This window comes from Allobosea eneae, from assembly GCF_042657265.1.
GTDB classification, from domain to species: domain Bacteria; phylum Pseudomonadota; class Alphaproteobacteria; order Rhizobiales; family Beijerinckiaceae; genus Allobosea; species Allobosea eneae.
Window position 1 is genome coordinate 1 of sequence record NZ_JBHSLW010000036.1, and the last position, 19502, is coordinate 19502.

Consider the following 19502-nt stretch of genomic DNA (forward strand, 5'->3'; position numbering starts at 1 on the left):
AATGACGGCCCTCAGGCAGCCTGAGGCCCAGCATCATCCCGAAATCGCGCCGACCCTACCGTACCGCCAGAAATCAACCGGTTCTTGCGGGTGTCCAGCTCGTCAGGCTCATAACCTGAAGGTCGTCAGTTCAAATCTGGCCCCCGCAACCACCGATTCCAACAAACCCGTCGCTCCAGCGGCGGGTTTGGTCGTTTTGGACGTCTTTCCAAGGGCTTGGCGCTCCGTCCAGTCCAGGATCGTCGCCAGTTCGCCGTGGAGCGTCGCGAACATCTCGCCGCGCGCCGGTCCCGGTGTCAGCACGATCTTCTCGATCAGCATCCGCAGCGCTTCAGCCGCCTCAGGCCGCTCATCCGGATGGTTCAAGGCCTCCGCCAGGGCTGCAACCTTGTTCGCATAGATGCTGGCCGCGCTCGGCAGGAGGTCGGGCGTATCCACCGGGGCATCCGCGAGCAGGGCGCTCAACTCGGCCTTGCGGGCTTCCAGCCCGGTCATCTTCTGCTTCATCGACGGGTGATACATGCCGTCGGCGATCGCCTCGACGATCCCAGTGATCTGCTTCTCAACCTTCGCCAGTTCCGTGCGCCAGGCGTCGCCATTGGAACGCCGCTCACGGTTCAGCCGGTTGGTCTCCTGCGCATAGGCGCGCATCGCCTCTTCGACCACCTGCGGCGCCATCATCCGGTCCTTGAGCCCAGCGAGCACACGGCCCTCGAGGTCGGCCCGGCGGATCGTGCGGCTGTTGTCGCAGATCCCCTTGCCGACATGGTTCGAGCAGACGAAACGGTCGGCGCCGCGCAGCGCATAGGGGCCCTCGCAGCAGCCGCAGGTGATGAGGCCCGACAAGAGCGATTTTGGCCGCCTCGCGCCGTTGAGGCGGTTCTGTCGGTGATGCTCGCGCACGCCTTCCGTGACCTTCGCAAACTTCTCGGCGATCTCATCCTGGCGGGCGCGGGCGGCTTGCCACAGTTCGTCGTCGACGATGCGCAGGTCGGGGACGTCTTTGACGATCCAGTCCGTCTCCGGGTTGAGCCGGGAGACGCGCTTACCCGTCGAGGGATCCTTGACGTAGCGCAGCCGGTTCCAGATCAGCCGGCCGATATAGAGCTCGTTGTTGACGATGCCGGTGCCGCGCTTCACATGGCCGCGGATGGTCGTATCGCCCCAGGGCTCACCCCCGGGACCGGGAATGCCGTCCTCGTTCAGTGACCGAGCGATACTACGGGGACCGACGCCAGCGGCGAACATTCGGAAGATGCGTCGCACGACCTCGGCCTCGCGAGCGTCGATGGTCCGGTCGCCCCGGATTGGCTCGCCGCGGGCGTCGAACTGCTTCACGACCTTGTATCCGAAGCACAGGCCGCCGCCGGACTTGCCGGCCTCCACGCGCCCGCTCATGCCGCGATGCGTCTTCTCGGCGATGTCCTTCAGGGTGAGGGCGTTCATCGTGCCCTTGAGGCCGACATGCAGTTCGTTGATCTGGCCCTCGGCCAGCGTGACGATCGGCACGCCTGCGAATTTCAGGTGTTTGAACAGCGTCGCCACGTCGGCCTGATCACGCGATATCCGATCCAAGGCCTCCGCCAGCACGACGTCGAAGCGACCGGCCTTCGCGTCCTGCAGCAGCGTCTGGATGCCCGGCCGCAGGACCATGCTCGCGCCGGAGATCCCAGCATCCTTGTAGGTCCCGACTACTTCCCATCCCTCGCGCCCAGCCCGATCTCGGCAAACCCGGAACTGGTCCTCGATCGACGCCGCGCGCTGGTTATCGGAAGAGTACCGGGCGTAGATCGCGACGCGCATCGTCAGCACTCCTTGGGGCGGGGGATGGACCTCAGGATGAAGCCGCCCATGGAATTGGGCAAGAGCGCTATCGCCACCGCCTCATTCAAGGTGCCTTCTTCCGTCGGGGTGTCGACGATCCCCCGGCCTCACCCTCATGCTGCTCGCGCGCGATCTGACGGCCCACCAAGCGAGCCAATTGAAAGATGGCGTCGTCGGTCTCTCGCGATAGTGCATGACGTCGATCGGCATCGGCGTTGGCCTTGACCGATGGGCCACTGCCGCCGGCTGAGGGGTGGGAAGCGGGGCTGACCGGATCTCGTTTCGGCCCGATGGGCATGGCAACCTCCAAGGTGGAGGCCTTCCAAGTTCACCATATTCGCAGGCGGCGGTAGCGCTGAATCTGGGAACATATGCTGGCCACCGTCAGGCGAACAGCGTCGCTTGAAGCGCCCAGTCTTCCTGATAAATCAGGCGCTGAGAGCGAACCGTCTTGATGCCCTGCGGACTACGTTCGATCTCCAAGAGTCGCCCGCTCCGCTCTGGGAAGCCGTCGATAACAAGCTCGCAGATGTCGGCAATGCCGTTCGAGAAGTTCTTAACATCCCTGCAGACCCAATGCAGCCAATGGACTATCATGGTCGCCGGGCCGGTAAAGTGGTTCTTGTGCTTGAAGTTCCGGCGCCGCTGCTCCTCGTAGAGTTCAGCCATCCAGACCGTAACGTGCGTCTCTCGCCCCGCATCGAGGTCGGCGATCGCCATCGCCCAGTGCCCCAGGGGCACCGCCCAGCGCAGGTCATGCCAGACCAGGAAGGGATTAAACCTCGCGTGCATTGCCAGGATCAGCAGCGGTTCAAGATCGAGATCGGTCAGCGCCTGGAAACGCGCCGAGCCCACCGTCTCGTGGCTGATGCGCGCGATGGGAGAGATGTCCGTCGTCGAATCATGCTCGTCCGCCTTGTGGAAGTGGCCATGCGTATCCAAGCGCTCGATTGAATTGCACCCAATGCGCCAGTGCTTGGCGCGAAACAGGGCGCGCAGCGTCCAATCCAGCAAATCGAGATGATGTTGACGCAGGACCGTCTGATTCTCACGTCCCTTCACGGCATTCGGCTTGTGTGTCGCTCCGTAGAGCAAAAGCCGTTCCGATAAGGGAGCGCTCCAGACTGACCCTGCATTTGCAAGGGCAGCCCTTGCCCGGCCCGCAAGGTCGCGGAGTTCATCATCGACGATGCGTTTCTCGTCTGGACACTGGAGAGATGCTTCGTCGAGCGGACGTCGTAGCAGTGCCCGCAGCAGGCTGCGATGGCGTTCGGTTTCCTTCCAATCGCGTAGAAGTCGGAAGTCGTCATACCATTTGGCGTCATTGGCAAGCACGTCTTTCCGGAGTGACGCCAGGAGCTTTGAGACCAGGATCAGAAGGCAGATTTCGTGGTATCGTGGCGTCGTCGGCCCTGGGGCATTCCTTTCCGGAAAACCGCAGATGAGCCCTCGGGGCTCCTTCTTCCGTAGTGCAAGCATCCAACGTGCCTTCTCTCGCACCCCGCAGTCGCTCGAGAGCACGAGCCCGCATGCAGTCGGGTGCGCCACCCGGCCCGAGACACTGGCTCGCCCATCCTCTGTCCTCTTGCTGACAACTGGCTGGCTAGACTGCCGCGGCTTTCCATCGGTTCCGATAACTGCGCGCGCTGGCAGGGTCTTGGAGCCTGAGCGACACTGATGCTTACTCTGCTTGCGGACCCCTTCCTTGCCCCTGCTCAGGATGGGCAAGGGGCTGCCTGTGCCGAGTCCTCGAGCCCAATGCGGCATTCCCCAAAGTCGGGCACGCGCCCGCGAGATGATGATGACGGGAAGTGAAATGTTCTTTTTCCCGGCGCGTACTGCGCGTGCCTTGCCACTGAGAATCTCGCAGGTATCAGGGTCAAACCCTTTTGGACTGACCCGGCCCTTGCGCAAAACGATGAGCGGCTCCTTGCAGTCATATGTGGAGAGTTGGGCTGCATAGGTTCGATAGCCATCGACCTCGCCAGGGCCCATGCTTTTAAGAAGCTCGCGCGCGGAGACCACAACGCAGCGGATTTCATCGCCGTTGTGGCCTTTGTTCAGCGCGCTTTGAAGGCTGCGAGCTACCCAGCTAACGTTGATGATCTGACCTTTCCCACGGTCGACGCGGCGACATTCGTCGAACACCGGGTAAAGCGGCCGGAACTCAGCTTGTAGCTTTCTCGCCTCAACCGGGGCGCTGCGCATCTTACCGTCTCAAAGCAACTGAACTAGCCGAATCAACTACTCAGAATTGTCTCAGCCGGGCTGTTGGGCGTCAATCTGCTTCGGTGTCGAGGTTTGCGCCTACGGCACCGGAAAATGAGCCTGCATCTGCTCGCGGTTCACCGCGATGATCGCGTCCGCGTCGCAGGTGATGTAGAACTCGTTGGTGATGAGGCCTGCTTCGCAGTCGAGGTAGACAGTCTCGATCCTGCCGCCCTCGGCCCGCAGGACTCGAGGCGAATTGTCGAGCGCGTAAACCGGCATGACGCGCTCCCCGTCGAGCTTACCAACGTCATAGACGACGCCGAAGACGACAAGCGCTCGGCACTTGCCCGCGATGGCACTCGCGACCTCGGCCGGTCCGACAACCGCCTCTGGATCGAGATGGCGGGCGTCGACGATCACGACGTGCTCGGCGCAGCTCTTGAGCAGCGCGGCGTTCAGCCTCTCGCGCCCGGTATTGACTTTGAGGATGGTGGCGGGCCCGGCGAAATGTTTTGCGGCCGTAAAGTCAATCAGCGCCGGCAGCTTGCGCGCGTAAGGCCCAAACGTCGCGCAGAGCTCGAGGGTCGTCGCGGGCTTGACATCAAACGGAGAGGGCTGGGGCATGACGATGGTCCTTTCGCTTGGCAGATGCGCGGCCCCCGAATCTTCCTCTCTTGCCAAATTCCGCCAGCCCCGAATCTGGGAACATTGAGGTCGCAGCGTTCCCAGAGACTTGGGAGAAGTTCGCGGGCCTGACGACGTCTAGACGGGCCGCGAGAAGGCCTGGCCGAACCCTTGCCCGCGCGACTTCCACCCTGCGGTCGGCTGGCGCTTCGGCGCGACGACGTGATCATGGATGATGCGCTCGGCGATGCGGATCAGGCGATCGGCATCAAAGCCCTTCGGCCGGAAGATGTAGAACTCCTGCGACTCGCTCGCGCGCATGATCTCGCCGAAGCCGTAGGCGGTGGCGCGCATGGCTTCCCGAGGGTCGATTCCGAGCAGGTCGCAGTGCGCACTTCCGGCCCCACTTTTAAGCCAGGGATTGAGCGCGGCGTTGCGCATGCGGCCATGAAGGAGCTTGTCGAACTCGCGGATCGAGAGGTTCGCCGGCAACCTGACCGCCAGGCAGCGTTCGGCGAGCACGACCGGCGAGCCGGTGAGCGGTTTGCCCTTCGGCAGGATGTGCTGCGCCATCCAGTTATCGTAGCCGAGATCGGAACAGCGATATCCGTCGCCGCTGGTAGTGAGCGCCCCGTAGTGGTCGACGTTCAGCTCACGGAACCGGTCGCGCAGATTGACCTGCGCCGTCACCGAGACCTTGTGGATCGGCATCCTGAGGCGGCGCGCGAGGCCGAGCAAGCCGGTCGCGACGGTCGGCATGCTGTGATCCTCGCCACATCCGGCGACGTAGACGAACACGAGCTTGCCAGCCTGGTAGGCCGCGCGGAAGCGCTCTCCGGTGAAGGCGTTGTCGGCCAGGGGTAGCAGCGCTTTGCCGCCGATCCTCGGCCATTGCGTCGGGAACCATTCGGTGACGGCACCGGCCGAGCCTGGCGGGAGGAGCGGGCTACCGATCGAGCGTGTCGAGCGGGTGGCAGGCGTGGAGCTGGTTGTCATTGGATTCTTTCTCTCTGTCGTCTCGGGCTCCCTGGGGGGCATTCCCCATCTCACCCTCACTCCCGTTCCCCTTCGTCCTTGCACCTTGGTCGGATGAACCCGATCGGCTCCCTCGCGCTCTTCGTGTCGGCAACGGCCTCCGCGGCAGCGATATCCGCGACGATGAGATGACGCCGTCCGGCCGCTGCGGCGAAGCCGAGCGCTAGCATGACGAGCCGGCGGATGCCGCGCGGGTTGGTGCGGGCGAGGCGCGCCACGACAGTCTCGTCTGGCTGGGCGAAGGCATTGCCGTGCGCGGCGGTGATGTCGGCGGCGATGCGGCTCGCAATCGCGCGCAGCATGGCACTATCAGGTGGTGTCACCATCACGATGAGGAACCGGTCCTGGATGAAGGCCGGTAGCAGATCGAGATCGTTCGCCGTGGCGATGATCAGGCAACGCGAGAGGTCGAACGGGATGCGCAGATACTCATCGACGAGAGCGCGGGCGTTTTCCGGCTCAAGCACGGCGAGAAGGCTGTTGTAGGGCTTCTCGCTCGAGTGCGTGACGAACTTGTCGACCTCGTCAAGGACAATCAGGGGATTTCCAATCTCGCCGGTGAGCAGCGCTTCGGTCAGCACACCCATCCGCGCCCCGCGCCAGGTTGGCGGGTGACCGATGAGAAGCGCCTGCGCGTCGGAGTTGGTCGCACAGCTGAAGGCATGCTGCTCGACACTGAGCGCAGCAGCGAGCCGGCAGGAGAAGTGGGTCTTGCCCAGCCCAGGTGGGCCGACGAGCAGGAGCGGCGGGAAGGCGATGCCGGTACCGGCGATGGCGGAGAGCGCGACGGCTCGCTCGACCAGGGCGATGACTCCGCTGAAGCCGGGGCATTCCTCGCGCAATCGGGCGAGGCGCTCGCGCATGCCGGCGTCGGCGACCACGAGGCGGCGCAGCGGATCCACGTTGGCGAGCGCGCGCAACTGCGCCAGCCGCGGCTGCTCGTCGCTGGAGACAGAGGCGACGGGTGCTTCGTCCTCGGCAGACGGGTCGCCACCGGCAATCCTAATCTGCTTGAGCAGCGCGGCCCTGTCGAAGATTGCGATCGAGGGACCACTCGGTGGAACGGCCAAAGCCGGCTCAGGGGCGGGCTTGTGGTGTTTAGGCTCAGGGCCGTCGGCACGTTGCCGGCGCAGATGGCTGAGCAGGACCCGATTCTCGTGATCGCGCCAGGACCGGACGAACTCGGCCTCGTCCTCGGATGTGGTTGGCATCACGCTGCTCATGACCGGCCTCACAGCTCGACGCCGCCGAGAACCGTCACGAAGGGCGGTCCCTGCCGGGCGATACGGCGGCCGACGCCGAGCGCGATCTCGACGAGTGCGCGCATGAAATCGGGATCGGCGGTGCGTCCGGAGACGAGCCGCTCTACCTCCATCTTCGCGACCAGGTCGCCGGAGCTGCGTGCCGGCCACAGCCCGATGCGGCAGAGCCTTGCATAGGCGAGGATCAGAGCACCGCGCCGGGCCGCATGCCAGGACGGCCCGGGCTCCCCGGGCTCCGACCAGGCGTCGATGGCGGCGAAGAGGCGCCATGCATTGTCGAGCAGGGCAGTGAGATCCGGAGGCGCGTTGAACCAGGTCTCCAGCGCAAGCGCGTCTTCGAGGTGGTAGACGCCGGGGCCGGTCTCGTTTTCGTCCCGCTCCGGCAGGACCTCCCCGCGGAAGCGTCGTGCCGCCATCTCCATGCCGACCGGAATGCGCGCGCCGATCACCAGCCGCATCCCGCCCGCCCGAACGGTCGTCCGCAGCGCACGTTTCATCAGCGCTGGATCGTGATGGCCGTCGCCATCGGCGCGGTACTGTCGGGCGCGCTCCTTTGCCAGCATGGCACGTGCGAAGTCGTCTTCGGGAGAGTCCGGCGGTACGAGCAGCATCGCAATCTCCCCAGCATGCGCAAGGATTGCGAGCGCGTTACCGGTGTCGACGCGGTCCTTGAGGGCGCAGGGATCGGCCTCGGCGAGCACGAGGAAGCGCTCGTACTGCTGCACATGAACCAGCGCCCGGCCGCGCAGGTCGAGGAGCGGCGGGAGCCGCTCGAGCAGCGCGGCATGACGCTTCTGATCACCGGATATGTCGGGAAGCTGCGTCTCGAGCCGGGCGAGCTCGTCGAGAATGGGACGCAACCTCGTCGTTGCGAGCGTCAGATCGCGGAGGGTACCGGCGGTATCCGTCATGGTCGTGAACCTTTTGTCCTGGGGGTCGGACTGCGCGCCCCTCCAGCTCCCCATCCGCGCCATGAGGAAAGGCGCGTCCGCGGAGACGCGCCTTCCAGACTGTCCGAGCTGAATGCCGCGACGCGGCTATCAGTCGTGCTCACCGACGTTGAGGAAGCGACTGCTCTGCCCGGCGACCGTCTCGCCCTGGCCGAAGGCGATCTCCCAGAGCGCGCCAAGCTGGTCGGGATCGGCATCGCGTGAGCGCACGAGATCGCGCGCGGCGGTTTTCGCGGAGACGTCATCGTAGTAGCGTGCCGGCCAGAGTGCGACGCGGATCAGCCGGGCGTAGGCCAGGATCAGCCCGCCTTCGATCGCATCGGCGGTCATGACATCCGGCTCTGCGATGCCGCGCAGACTGTCGACCAGCGCCAGCACCTTCTGGGCACCACCGAACAGGCCGGCGAGATCCGACGCCGCGTCGAAGTAGGCCTTCAGGCTGTCGGCCTGCTCCAGCGAATGGCTGCTCGGAGCGCCGGGCGCGACCACCTCCGGCTTCGGCTGCAGCGCGCCGACCCGACGCGCCATCGTCTCGATCATCTCGGTGACCTCGGCGATGCCGGTCGGTAGCGTCAGATGCGCTGGCTTGGACGGCAGCTCACCCACGGCGCGACGCGCCAGCGCGATCTCCTCGCCGTCGGCGTGCTGACGGGCGTGACGGAGCAGGTTGCGGCCGAACTGCTCGCGCGCCCAGACATCGTCCTCGTTGCGGGCTGGCAGCAGGAGCAGCGCGAGGTTCGACGCGTTGGTCAGGACCGTGAGCGCGTTGGCGATGTCGATCCAGGTCTCGACCTGATCCTTCTCGCGCGCGAGCAGCCCGATCAGCCGGCGAACCTGCTCGGTGTGAGCCTGGCCCCGGCCGCGGAGTTCCAGCAAACTCGGCAGCTGGTGGCGGAAGATGGCGAGGCTTTCAGCCTGGCTCGGGGCCTCGGGGACGAGGCGCTCGAGCGCCGCGAGATCGTCGATGACGGGATACCGGCTGCTGTCGATGACGATGGTGCTGAGCAGCTCGTCGCGGCGGGCGGTGGTCTTCATGGCTGTTCCTTCAATCCATAGGGGTGACGGTGTCGTTCCGTCGAACTCCTCCTCTCTCCAGCCGACCCGCCGCTTTGCGGCCCCAAGACTCGAAAGGGCAGCGCCCGTGAAGGCGCTGCCCTGGGTCTGCTGGATCGGAGCGACTGTCAGGCGCTCCGGCCTTACTCGGTCGCGAATAGCGTAGCTATGCGCACGCCGAGCCCGACTGCGAGGACGCTCACCTCGTCGAGGTGAGCCTGAGCGGTCGCCGTCTCGATCGCGGCAAGCCGAGACGCAACGATGACGGTCGCGCGGCTGAGATTATCGATGGTCAGGCCGCGCTCCTCGCGCAGTCGGCGCAGATTGCGAGCGAGGAGTTCGGCAGCCTTCGGTGGTTCAAATGAGTTCATGGGGTTCCCTTCCTTGCGGATCGGGAGCTCCCTTTTCCTTCCGCCTTTCATGGGTGACGGCGCGCTGCCAGTCAGCCCCTCGGCTTGCGTCCGGCGCGCAGCGGCTGTGGCGCGGTTTCGTGCTGCTTCGGCTCGGCAAACATCTGCGCGATCGGCACGCCGAGCGTCAGCGCCAATTTCTCGACGATGGCGATGGAGGGATTCTCGATCCGCCGCTCGAGCCGGCTGACATAGGTCCGGTCGATGCTGCTATCGAGCGCCAGCTTCTCCTGCGACAGGCCGCGCTCGACCCGCAGCCGTCTCATGTTCCAGGCAAGGAGTTCGCGCGCGTCCACCCGCCGATGTCGACCGCAGCAAGGTCGATTTATCTACGGTAATTAGACCCATTATTAAACCTGACTCGTCTTTCGGTCGGTGCACGAGCATCGCGCGACGCCGGATTCAGCGGCGGTTAAATCAGATGTCTATAGGCCTATATTTATATCGGCCGAACAGCGGCACGCGAGGATAGATCCACATGACCCGGCAACTCCTGTCCCGCTTCCTGACCGCCGCGAGCCTTTGCCTGGTGGCAACAGCGTCGTCAGCCTTCCCGGACGCCGGCCTGCGCTTTCGGGACGACGGCTCCGCGTCCCAGGGCAAGGCGTTGCAGCAGCGTCTCCAGCAGCTCGGCGGCGAGCGCGGTGCCGACACACCTGCCCAAGCCACCCGGCTGTCGGGCGAGGTTGCGCGCGTGATCGGGTTTCTCGATCTGTCGCGCCCGGCGATCCCGAAAGCTGCGACTGTCTGTTCCGAGCTGCTCGGGCCCTGGTACTCGGCCGGACCGCCGTTGCTGGACACCAACGCGGCGCAGGTCGACGGCCGCACGCGTGCGGCGCGTGGCCTGACCATCGGCTGCTGGAATACCGTGAATGCGCATCTTCTGGCGAACAAGGACGCGATCGTCACCGGCATGCTCGCCTGGATTGCGACTTGGGCCGCGAAAGAGCCGATCAGCACTGCGAAGGGATGGTGCACGGGTTATGGCGCACAGGACAACTGGTGGCCGCTGCGCAGCTTCTATCCGGATGACCTGATCAATGCCGTCATCGCCGGCTGCACGGCTCGGGCCGACGCGGTGCTGGCCAAGGCGGCCGAGGCTCGCATCCAGGCCGCGATCGCAGCGGCCGAACGCACCGACCGGACGCTGGAGGCGATGGTCGCGGCCAAATGGCTGCCAATGCCCGACCTGCGCATCGGCGATCCCGCCTTGGCCAGCAGCATGAAGGAACGCTACGAGGCTGCCGTACTGCCGATCCGTCGTCAGGTCACCGATGAGATCGTCGAGAAGCTTGAGGAAGCCTATGGCCGCAAGACCGTCGCGGACAAGCTGATCCGCACGGCCCGCCAGGCCTGCAACGAGGTCTGGTCGAAGACGCTGTTCTCCAGCCAGGATGACGGGATGCGTGCCATCGGTACGTCCTGCAAGAGCACGGAAGCCGCCTTTGTGCAGCGCGCCTGCAAGAGCGCGCTCGACAAGGCGGGCATCGAGACGCTCGGCGGGCCGAAGCTGATGGGAGTGCCGCGCGCCAATGGCAGCCTCGGCCCCGTCGACTACAACGCCGTGGTGTGCGCCGCCGCGATCGACGGCTTTGCCGTCACGGCCAACATCTCCTGGTTCGGCTCGCCCTCGATCACGATCGGGCCGGCACGGGGCGGTGCCTCGGCAACCATGAAGCTGCGCAAGGTGACCCGCGAGGGGGGCGTCGAGATCTGGGCGATCGGTGACCTCGAAGGCAGGATCCCGCTGACCACCACCTCGGATCTGCTCGGCTGCCTGGCGACGACGCTCGACCGCAACGATCCGACGCCGGTCGTCCGGGGGCTCGGCTTCGCGACCGGCGCCGTCGTGACGCTCGCCGACCTGATGAGCGGCAGCAGCCTGACCACCTTTGCCTGCCGCGACGCCAAGCTGCGCTGGCTGGAGAGCGCATCATGATGCGCTCTCCCCTCTTCTTCATCAGTGCTCTGGCGGTGCCGGTTTGCATGCTGGCTGGCATCGGCCAAGCCGCAGCCGAGGCGACCGAGCACTTCGCTGATCCGCGGGGCGCGCTTGGCGTTGCACGGGGAGCTGCGGCAGCGGAGGTTAGCGCGGCGCTGACCGCCAGGACGCAAGACTGCATCAGCACGGAGTTTAAGCCGACCCGCTGCGCGCTCGCCGACAACGCGCTCAATGCCGATATCCACTATGGCGCGACGCATAGGGATCGCAGATGGGCCTTCGTCTCCGTGCGCTGGCAATCCGATCCGACCGGCAATGCCGTCGAGGCCAAGGGGCTGGTGTTCGTCGCGGAGAATGGCTCGGGATTTCGCCTGTTCGGCCAGATCGATCTCGTGGGCGACAGCGTCAGCGACGTCGTCTTCGAGCCCGGGCGAATCACCTACGCCACCAACTATCTGCGGCCGGATGATTCTCGCAGCAATCCGACCGGCCGACGCCGCTACGAGATACCGCTGGGAGCGAACGGGATCGGCCCTGTGGCGATCCAGCGGACGGGCTTTGGCGCCACGTCAGTTCAATCACAGCCTCAACCGGATGGAGCGCTTCAGCTCGTCAAACGGCTCTACGAGGCGGGAGAAGACTATGCGGCGATCTTCGGCGGGAGCGCTGCGGCGAGCGCCACGCACTCCCCTGGTCTCGCGAAGGTTGTCCGTGAAGCGATGCCCCTGTCGCGGCGCTGCCCGATCTATGACGGCGATCCGCGCCTCGGCGGCGCGCAGGGCGCCGGCGGTCCAACCCGAATGCGCTACGACGTCGAAGCGGGCCGGAATGCGGTCGATCGGCGGACGATCATGGTCACCGCCGCGCAAGCGGAGGCTCCTAAAGTGGTCTCGCGCACGCGCGTTGTGTTGATCCCAGCGCCAGGCGGCTGGCGCATCGACGATCTGGTGACCGAGGGTATGCCGGGCTACCGCGCCACGCTTGCTGATGCTAGCGCCCGATGCCGGTCTGCGCGATCGCGCTGAAGGCGACGACATCACCAACTGCGCGACAACGGCCAGTCGGCGGAACACATGCAATAGGAAAGGCAGCGTCGATGAAGGCGCTGCCTTGTGGTGATCATGCCGGTTGCCCGTCTTTCAGACGAGCTCGCTCCAGCCGAAGACGAGATCGTCGCGGGCATCGACCGGCAGCGACTTGATCCACGCGGCGTCGGCGGCGACGTGCCTGATCGCAGCCAGCATGTGGACGGGATCACCGATCTCGCCGCGCAGGTTGACCAGCGCGACGATCTCTTTCTTGGTCGCGAGCGCCGACCGGTTGTGCACCGGCCAGATCATGACCTGCGCTGCCGCCAGGTAGCCGGCGATCCGCGCCCCTTCCGCCGCAACCATCAGCTCGCTGGCGTTCTCGGGGCCGCGCTGCGCCAGCGAGACCAGGCGGTCGCAGGTCTCGAACATCTTGCGCGCGCGAGCCAGCAGATGCTCGAGATCGGGCGCGGCCGTGGCGAAGCCGACCCAGTTGCCGATCTGCGTGTGGGCGAAGGCCGGCGGTCCGCCACGCAGCGGCAGGCCGGCGATGAGATCCCAACGCGCGAGCGGCCAGGCTGCGAGCCCACGGCTGTCGCCCTGCGGCGAGGTGGGAGCCGGTGGCAGCATCAGCTCGGGCACGGCGAAGGCCGCGCGCTTCCAGCGCAAGCGCCGTGCGTGGGACGCCTCCATCGACGAGACGTAGTCCTTCTCGTGACGATGATGCCGGGCCCCGGTCTGCTCGGCGAGTGCGAGTTTCGCCTCGGCCTGGTCGAGATCGTCGGCCGGCCAGGTCGCGACCAACGCGACGAGGCTGAGGGCCATGATCTGCAGGCCGGCGCAGGCGAAGTCGTATTGGTCGTCGCCCAGCTCCTTGCTACGTCTGAGACGGAACTCCTCGTTCTGGAGGGCCTTGGCATGGCGCGCCGCCGCCTTCAGGTCGATCGGCTGAAGCCGGAAGGCCACGAGCTCATCGACGCTGGGATCGTCCCTCGCGATCACACGCGTTACGAGCGCGATCGGATCGTGGAGCGCGGTGTCGTTCGGCTCATCCACCGGCCCACCGGTGCGCGGGGCGAGCGAGCGCCCGCCATCCTGATGTTTCTTGGTCATGTCGGGACCTTTCATTGGGGTTACGACCATCTGGTCGCGTTTCCCCCCGCTCCCGGAATCGAAAGAGGCGTCCGATCAGGACGCCTCCGTCATCTGCTGTGCTGGTCGTGCCGTGGCTCAGACGATCGGGATCCAGTCCGCGTCCAGTTCGAGCGTCGCGCCGAGCCTGAACCCCTTCGCGATCCAGTTCGCCTGCGAGACGACATGACGGATCGCCGCCTGCATGTGTAGCGGATCCGGTCGCGAGGCCCGCTCATTGACGAGCGCGACCAGCCTGAGCTTCGCCTCGGCATCGGCCGAGTAGCGCATCGCCGGCCAGATCGCGGCCCGTGCCGCCGCGAGATAGGCGAGGATGCGGGCGCCCTCGGCCGCGCGGCGCAGGAGACGGGGATCATCACTCGTCGTGTCGGCTACGACCATCAGACGGTCAGCCGTCGCGATCAGCCGCGCGAAGCGATCGACCAGATCGGAGAGCGTGGGATAGGCGTCGACGAACCCGGCCCAGCGCGCGATCTGCGCGCTGGCGAGCGATGCATCGCCTCCGGCGAGCGGCACCGCATCGACGAGGTCGAAGCGCGATAGCGGCCAGCTGGCCAGACCGCGATACGCAATGGAGGGAGCGACCGGGCCGGGCGGTACGATGAGCTCGCCGACAGCGAAGGCGGCCCGGTGCAGCCTGAGGCGGTCGGCATCCTCGACCGACAGCATCGGCGCGATTCCATAGTCGGTGTCGTCGCCATGCAGCCGGGTCTCGCGGGCCAGTGCCCGCTTGGCGTCGGCATCCCCGATCGTGTCGACTGGCCAGATCGCGACCATCGCGGTGCAGCTCAAAGCCACGATCTTGAGCCCAACCCGTGCCATCTGAACCTCATGGGTCTGTTCGCGGCCATAGGGCAGCCGTGCCGCCTCGTCGTCGCAGCGCTTCGCCTCACGGGCGAAGAGCGTGAGGTCAGGCGCGCCGTCGCGGAAGGCGATCAGCTCGGCGAGCGAGGGATCGTCGCCGAGCGCATCGGCCAACCCGGCAAGCGGGTCGCGGATCGCACCGAGCCCGCCGCCGCCTCCATCCTGTCCATCGCTGACCAGCGGCGCGAGGCCGCGATCCTGATTGGTCTTCGTCATCTCGGGAACTTTCTCAGTGGGGTTACAGCCATCCCGGCTGCGCCTGCCCTCCGATCTCTGGAATCGAAGAAGGCGCCGTCGCCGGCGCCTTCGTCATCATCGCTGTCTCGTCGCCTCAGGCTGCGAGCCTGAAGAACTCATTGCGCGCAGACAGCCAGCGCTCGATCGCATCGAGATGGGCGTGGCCGCCGATGTCTTCGGGCGGGAGCGTCTGACGCAAGGTCGTTACCTCGCCGAGCGCCTTCGGCACAGTCAGCCAGGGGACATCGGCTTCGGTCGTCAGCCGATCGCGCAGCCAGGACTGGCCTTTGCGCCACGCTGCCGGCGAGAGCGATTGCGGCGCCTCCAGCAGGCTCAGCCGGTTGGCAAAGGCCTTGAGCCGCTCGTCGCTGAAACCGGCCGCGATCGCGGGGCGGTCCGCCCAGGGCGAGCCATGCCAGCGGACACAGGCACGGGCATCGTCGTTCGAGATGAACCCGCCGGAATAGAGCGTCGCCTCATGGTGCGGCGACGGCTCGCGATCGGCGAAGCGGTTCGCCAGGGCGGCCGTAAGGTTCGCCCGAAAACCGGCATGACTCCGGATGCGGGCCCCGCGCTCGTGGTAGAGCTGGCTATCGCGATGCTCGGGCGACAGGGCGTGGCAGCCCTGCTCGTATGCGAGCAGGATCGGCTGGACATTGGTCTTGATCATCCGGATCGGACGGGGGCCTGAGCTGAAGATGAGCTTGCCGATCTCGTCTGCCGCGAGATCGAGATAGCTCGCCGGATCGATCGTGAGATCGGCCGCCGCCCAGGACGTTGCGACGGTCGGGTTCGGCGTCACGCCGACGACCGGCGCCAATCGCGACGAGCCGCCGAGCAAGAGAACCTCGCCGCCGGCGAGCCTGCGGTTCGCGACCGCCTTGTCGGCGAGGCTCAGCAGGGTTGCGACAGTTATAGGCGCGACCTCGCGCAGATGCCGGAACAGGGCGAGCGTCGCCTTCGCGTCGGCGAGGGCATCATGGGCCGCCTCCTCGGACAGGGCGATACCATTGACCCGACAGACCTCACCGAGCTTGAAGCTCGGCTTGCCCATGGTGTTCAGCGGTATCGAGATCACGTTCGGCTCCAGCATCGCTACCGCCCTGACCATGGTCAGGAGATCGGCGCGGCGGTGGCCGTTCAGCTGCGTGCCGTATGGCGGCAGCAGATGGGTAAAGAAGGCGTGCCGGAGGATCTCCTCGTCATACCTGATCGTGTTGTAGCCGATGATGGTCGCCGGCGCCCAGGACTCCAGGGCCTTGGCGATGACGCAGAGCATCTCGGTCGAGGAGAGCGGCGCCTGTTCGAGCTGCTCGGGCCGGATGCCGGTGGTCATCAGCGCGCCGGGCGACGGCACGATATGACCCGGCAAGCGGCAGCGCAGCGAGAACTCGCCAAGGCAAGCGAGGTTCTCATCGGTGTGAAGGAAGGCAACCTGGAGCGGCACGTTCCATTGCGGTTCGAGACCGGTGGTCTCGAGATCGTAGATCACGAACATGGGGCCGCGTCCTCAGTGCCGGCTCTCGGTGCCGGGCGTCACCGCCACCTTGGTCAGGTTGATACCGAGTTCGTGCGCATCCTGCTGCATCGCGGCCTCGACCATCCAGGGGGTGCGCGAACGGCGGAACTCATCCTCGTCGAAGACCATCGCCTCGTAGACCATGATCTTGGCCTCGAAGTGCTCGGTCTCCCGCGCCGGCGCTTCGGCCAACAGGAAAGCGAAGAAGCGGGCGGTCGCGCGCGCCCCTTCCGCCAGTTGCAAACCTGTCAGGTCGCCGTGCTGCGGATAGCTGCGCTCCGGCTGCTGCTCCAGCAGCAGCGCATGCGCCATCGCCTCCTGCCAGAGCCAGTAGAAGCGTGCCGGCCGATCCGTCGTCATACGGTAGCTGCGCTGGTAGCGCGCCAGATGGTCCGCGCTCGGTCGCGCCTCGGTCCGGGCGGTGTCGCCGCCCTCATTCTCACTCTTCATCCCAATATCCGTCCGGGCTCTCATGACCCGGAACGGCTTTGTCGGCTCAGGTTCGCGGGGGTTCCCGAAAATGGGTTCCGATCTCCCTTCCGATTTGCCGGATGTTTTAGGTTCCAAGGCGCGCTGTGCATTCCAGCCGCGCCGTTAATTCTTCTACGACGAGCGCGCAGGTCGGAATCTGGGAACATCAAGACGGCGGACGCCAAGGTCGGTCATGAAAGGTCGGTTAATTACGGCGCCGATGAGAGCCGCCTTGTGAATAGGAGTTTGCTAAATGGTCGATGAGACTTCCGCTAAGGGTACCTACTCGGTGGTCTGGGGCAATGGTGATGGCCACGATGTCGTCTGCTACGCGACGGGGACGGTTTCTGAGGCTGAGCAATGTCGTCGCCTTCTTCGTAAGCTGAGCATCATCGCTGATGACGAGCGGTTCGCGTACTGCGTCCGCGAGCTCACGAACGATGAGTACGCCGAAGAGATCGTCGGTTTGGAGGTCGGGGAAGCAGATCTTCTAGAAATGGACAGCCTGATCGAAAGGCTGACCGACGATCTCGCCGAGGCTATCGACGAAGCGAAGCGCGCCGCCGATGAAGAAACCGACGATATCGAGGATGAGAGCGAAATCTGCTGAGAGCTTCGCCTGGACGAGGTCGTACATCGCTCGCAGCGGGCTCAGATCGATCTCCTCCAAGGCGCCATTCACAACCAGATTGAGTCTCCGCCGATCCGCGCGATGGACGGTTCAACGAGCTCCGCGGTCCTCGTAGCCTTCGATTGATGATGAGCCCATCGATCTGATGCTAAGGCATCGCCGCTCACGTCGCGCCCCTCGACGCCTTGCGGCGAAGTTCCAAGGGTTTCCCCGTCTACGGACCTGCGGCGGTACGCCTCGATAGAGCGATTGACTGTGAGCCTCGAATGCTGTGGCGGCTTCTCGGCGCCTTTAAAGGCAACCAGAAGCACCTGGGCAGTCGTACCGTCGCACGGGATCGCGATCCTCGGATGAGAGGCGGCGAGGGGGCCGGCTCCCGCAAGAGATTACCACTGGAGCGCGGCGGCGGCTGCAATTGAACAATCAGAGAGTTGACGCCTAGCCGACGTCTGGGCCATCCGGTTTCGCCTAATCAAATTCCGGCGACGCCGCGACGCCGCGACGGCCGAGGCTGGCCCTTAGCCGACGCCGGGAACGTCTGATTACGGGCAGTTCGGTTCGGAGGCGCACCGCAATGAACAGGACGATCAGCCGACCATAGGCGACAGCGCCTGCCACCAGCCCGACCAAGCCCGCGCCGATCAGGCCAGTGCCGGAGACATGGGCCCAGCGCGCCACCTCCACGCCGAGCATGAAGGCGCATAGACGGCGATCCACTTCCATCCTTCTGTCGCCTGCAGCACGGCGGTGATGTCTTCTAGCTTTCCGACGAAAAGCCGGTTGAGCAACACGGCATCCTCGAAACAGCCGCCCCAATCTTCGGTGAAGAGGTCGCGGATGCGGCCGACAGCGCGGCCACTCTCGCTGAGAGCAGACATCCGCTTTCACTGCGGCGAACGGCAAGTATTAGGTCGAAAGCTGCCGCGCTGCCGGCTTGGGCACGGAAGTATCGGACAATTGCGTGGAAATGGCAGTTCGCTATACCGCATGGTGGTGTGCGGTGATCGGCGGCACTATCAGGGAAATCGGCGGGGTTGGCAGGCAACGCCCGTCGTCAGGTCTGAGGCTAGCGCGAAGGGGGAATAGCGCACGATGGCATTCAACGAAGATCGCCAGATCCTGAATCTAACTGACAGCGAGCTCGAAGACCTGGTTAAGAAGTGGCTCGCAAAAGTGGCGGACACCTACTGCGGGTTTGAGCGTCCAACCGCGTCTGCGGATATGGGGCGCGATGCCGTCGGCTTTCTCTCGGCCCGCCGGTACGACGGTGACTGGCACAACTACCAGTGCAAGCACCTGAAGGCGCCCTTGGGCAAGGCCGAATTCGCAACCGAGCTTGGCAAGATCTTCTTTTACGCCGCCCAGGGCGAGTTCACGCTGCCCACCAGTTACGTATTCGTCTGCCCCAATTCGGCGGTCAGGGACGTCAAAAAGATGATAGACCGACCGTCGCTCATCGCAGACTTCCTGATCGAGAATTGGGACACCTATTGCCTAAACGGCATAACGACGACGCCGTGCCCGCTGACCCCGGCACTCAGGACGGTGATCAGCGCTTACACGTTCGAGAATGTCGAGCTCTGGAAGGCCAGCGAACTGGTGGAGAAGCCGCAGATGCGAGCCGTCCTGCATGAGCATCTCGACATTGATCCGGGCGAGGCTCCTCGGGTGCGGGTCGCCGACGTGCCGGAGAATGTCGCTGACGAAGAGTCTGCTTATGTGACCCAGCTTATGACGGTGTTCGCCGCCGCCAGGGATACACCTTTCAATAGCTACGCGGAGGTCATTGCCGACGCGACCTACGGTCCCCAGATCGTCAATGCCCGTCGACGGTATCTCGAACGTCAGGCGTTTCGACGCCATTTTCGCGACAATCTGCCGGCCGGCCAGATCGACAATGTCGACGAGGACGTGCATGAGACCGTGATTGATCGATATCACGCGCTGGGCACGGCGCCCCTTTACGAGAGGCTTACGCAGATCATGGGAGTGGCCTCCACCGCCCAGGTTACCGGCGCGCTTGGTCGGCATAATCGCGTGACCCCCAGCGTCAAACAGGGCGCGTGCCACCACTTCGCGAATGTCGGACGCATGCCGTGGGCCTGAGCCTTCCCATTGCCCAGCCCCAACTGTTCAACACGCCGCTCGAAGCCGGTGTGCGGGCTCTGCTGATTCTCGACGCTTTTGCGCCTCAGAGTCCGTCCCGGAACTCATGACGCTCGCGCGATGCGGCGGATAAGAACCATGGCGGCGGCTGCGTAGAGGAAGGCCGTCGCGGAGGCGATGGTG

The 19502-nt window shown here is 65.3% G+C and carries 18 protein-coding genes; 4 read left to right on the forward strand and 14 right to left on the reverse strand.

The genetic code is table 11. The features are described from left to right. Window positions 1–108 precede the first annotated feature (108 nt). The 9 genes from ACFPOB_RS21655 to ACFPOB_RS21695 form a co-directional block, all read right to left on the reverse strand. Entirely contained in the window at window positions 109–1803 is a 1695-nt protein-coding gene (locus ACFPOB_RS21655) for a recombinase family protein (RefSeq protein ID WP_377800464.1), read from the reverse strand. Between the two features lie 405 nt (window positions 1804–2208). Beyond that, complete coding sequence (locus tag ACFPOB_RS21660; protein WP_377800465.1) at window positions 2209–4032, reverse strand: hypothetical protein; 1824 nt, start codon at window positions 4030–4032, stop codon at window positions 2209–2211. 99 nt (window positions 4033–4131) lie between these two features. Continuing rightward, complete coding sequence (locus ACFPOB_RS21665) at window positions 4132–4716, reverse strand: RraA family protein (protein WP_377800466.1); 585 nt, start codon at window positions 4714–4716, stop codon at window positions 4132–4134. Window positions 4717–4797: 81 nt separating this feature from the next. Next, on the reverse strand, window positions 4798–5655 hold the full coding sequence (locus tag ACFPOB_RS21670) for a hypothetical protein (RefSeq protein WP_377800467.1): 858 nt from the start codon (window positions 5653–5655) through the stop codon (window positions 4798–4800). A 56-nt stretch (window positions 5656–5711) separates the two neighbouring features. Continuing rightward, window positions 5712–6905, reverse strand: coding sequence for an AAA family ATPase (locus ACFPOB_RS21675; protein ID WP_377800468.1), 1194 nt, complete (start codon window positions 6903–6905; stop codon window positions 5712–5714). Between the two features lie 20 nt (window positions 6906–6925). Beyond that, entirely contained in the window at window positions 6926–7867 is a 942-nt protein-coding gene (locus tag ACFPOB_RS21680) for a hypothetical protein (protein WP_377800469.1), read from the reverse strand. Window positions 7868–7996: 129 nt separating this feature from the next. After that, window positions 7997–8941 (reverse strand): hypothetical protein, encoded by a 945-nt coding sequence (locus ACFPOB_RS21685; RefSeq protein ID WP_377800470.1) that lies wholly within the window; start codon window positions 8939–8941, stop codon window positions 7997–7999. A 161-nt stretch (window positions 8942–9102) separates the two neighbouring features. Beyond that, window positions 9103–9330, reverse strand: a complete 228-nt coding sequence (locus ACFPOB_RS21690; protein ID WP_377800471.1) for a helix-turn-helix domain-containing protein — start codon at window positions 9328–9330, stop codon at window positions 9103–9105. Window positions 9331–9401: 71 nt separating this feature from the next. Then, a complete protein-coding gene (locus ACFPOB_RS21695; RefSeq protein ID WP_377800472.1) occupies window positions 9402–9635 on the reverse strand; it encodes a helix-turn-helix domain-containing protein in 234 nt (77 codons plus the stop codon). Between the two features lie 212 nt (window positions 9636–9847). Between ACFPOB_RS21695 and ACFPOB_RS21700 the strand changes: the two genes are divergently transcribed. Then, window positions 9848–11308, forward strand: coding sequence for a hypothetical protein (locus ACFPOB_RS21700; protein WP_377800473.1), 1461 nt, complete (start codon window positions 9848–9850; stop codon window positions 11306–11308). Between the two features lie 47 nt (window positions 11309–11355). Next, window positions 11356–12336 (forward strand): hypothetical protein, encoded by a 981-nt coding sequence (locus ACFPOB_RS21705; protein WP_377800474.1) that lies wholly within the window; start codon window positions 11356–11358, stop codon window positions 12334–12336. A gap of 114 nt (window positions 12337–12450) precedes the next feature. Here the strand turns inward: ACFPOB_RS21705 and ACFPOB_RS21710 are convergent, their stop codons facing one another. The 4 genes from ACFPOB_RS21710 to ACFPOB_RS21725 all read right to left on the reverse strand — a co-directional run bounded on the left by ACFPOB_RS21710 (window position 12451) and on the right by ACFPOB_RS21725 (window position 16561). Then, window positions 12451–13452 carry a hypothetical protein gene (locus tag ACFPOB_RS21710; RefSeq protein WP_377800475.1) on the reverse strand — a complete coding sequence of 334 codons (1002 nt, stop codon included), beginning with the start codon at window positions 13450–13452 and terminating at the stop codon, window positions 12451–12453. A 117-nt stretch (window positions 13453–13569) separates the two neighbouring features. Beyond that, entirely contained in the window at window positions 13570–14571 is a 1002-nt protein-coding gene (locus ACFPOB_RS21715) for a hypothetical protein (RefSeq protein WP_377800476.1), read from the reverse strand. A gap of 115 nt (window positions 14572–14686) precedes the next feature. Further along, the gene (locus ACFPOB_RS21720; RefSeq protein WP_377800477.1) at window positions 14687–16090 is read right to left on the reverse strand and encodes an exonuclease domain-containing protein; all 1404 of its coding nucleotides are present in this window, start codon (window positions 16088–16090) and stop codon (window positions 14687–14689) included. A 12-nt stretch (window positions 16091–16102) separates the two neighbouring features. Continuing rightward, window positions 16103–16561 (reverse strand): hypothetical protein, encoded by a 459-nt coding sequence (locus ACFPOB_RS21725; RefSeq protein ID WP_377800478.1) that lies wholly within the window; start codon window positions 16559–16561, stop codon window positions 16103–16105. Window positions 16562–16835: 274 nt separating this feature from the next. Here ACFPOB_RS21725 and ACFPOB_RS21730 point away from each other — a divergent pair, with 274 nt between their 5' ends. After that, the gene (locus ACFPOB_RS21730) at window positions 16836–17192 is read left to right on the forward strand and encodes a hypothetical protein (protein ID WP_377800479.1); all 357 of its coding nucleotides are present in this window, start codon (window positions 16836–16838) and stop codon (window positions 17190–17192) included. Between the two features lie 662 nt (window positions 17193–17854). Here ACFPOB_RS21730 and ACFPOB_RS21735 read toward each other — a convergent pair. Further along, window positions 17855–18091: a hypothetical protein gene (locus ACFPOB_RS21735; protein ID WP_377800480.1), complete on the reverse strand. Its 237-nt coding sequence runs from the start codon at window positions 18089–18091 to the stop codon at window positions 17855–17857. A gap of 214 nt (window positions 18092–18305) precedes the next feature. Here ACFPOB_RS21735 and ACFPOB_RS21740 point away from each other — a divergent pair, with 214 nt between their 5' ends. Continuing rightward, window positions 18306–19319, forward strand: a complete 1014-nt coding sequence (locus tag ACFPOB_RS21740; protein WP_377800481.1) for an ABC-three component system protein — start codon at window positions 18306–18308, stop codon at window positions 19317–19319. Window positions 19320–19502 lie beyond the last annotated feature (183 nt).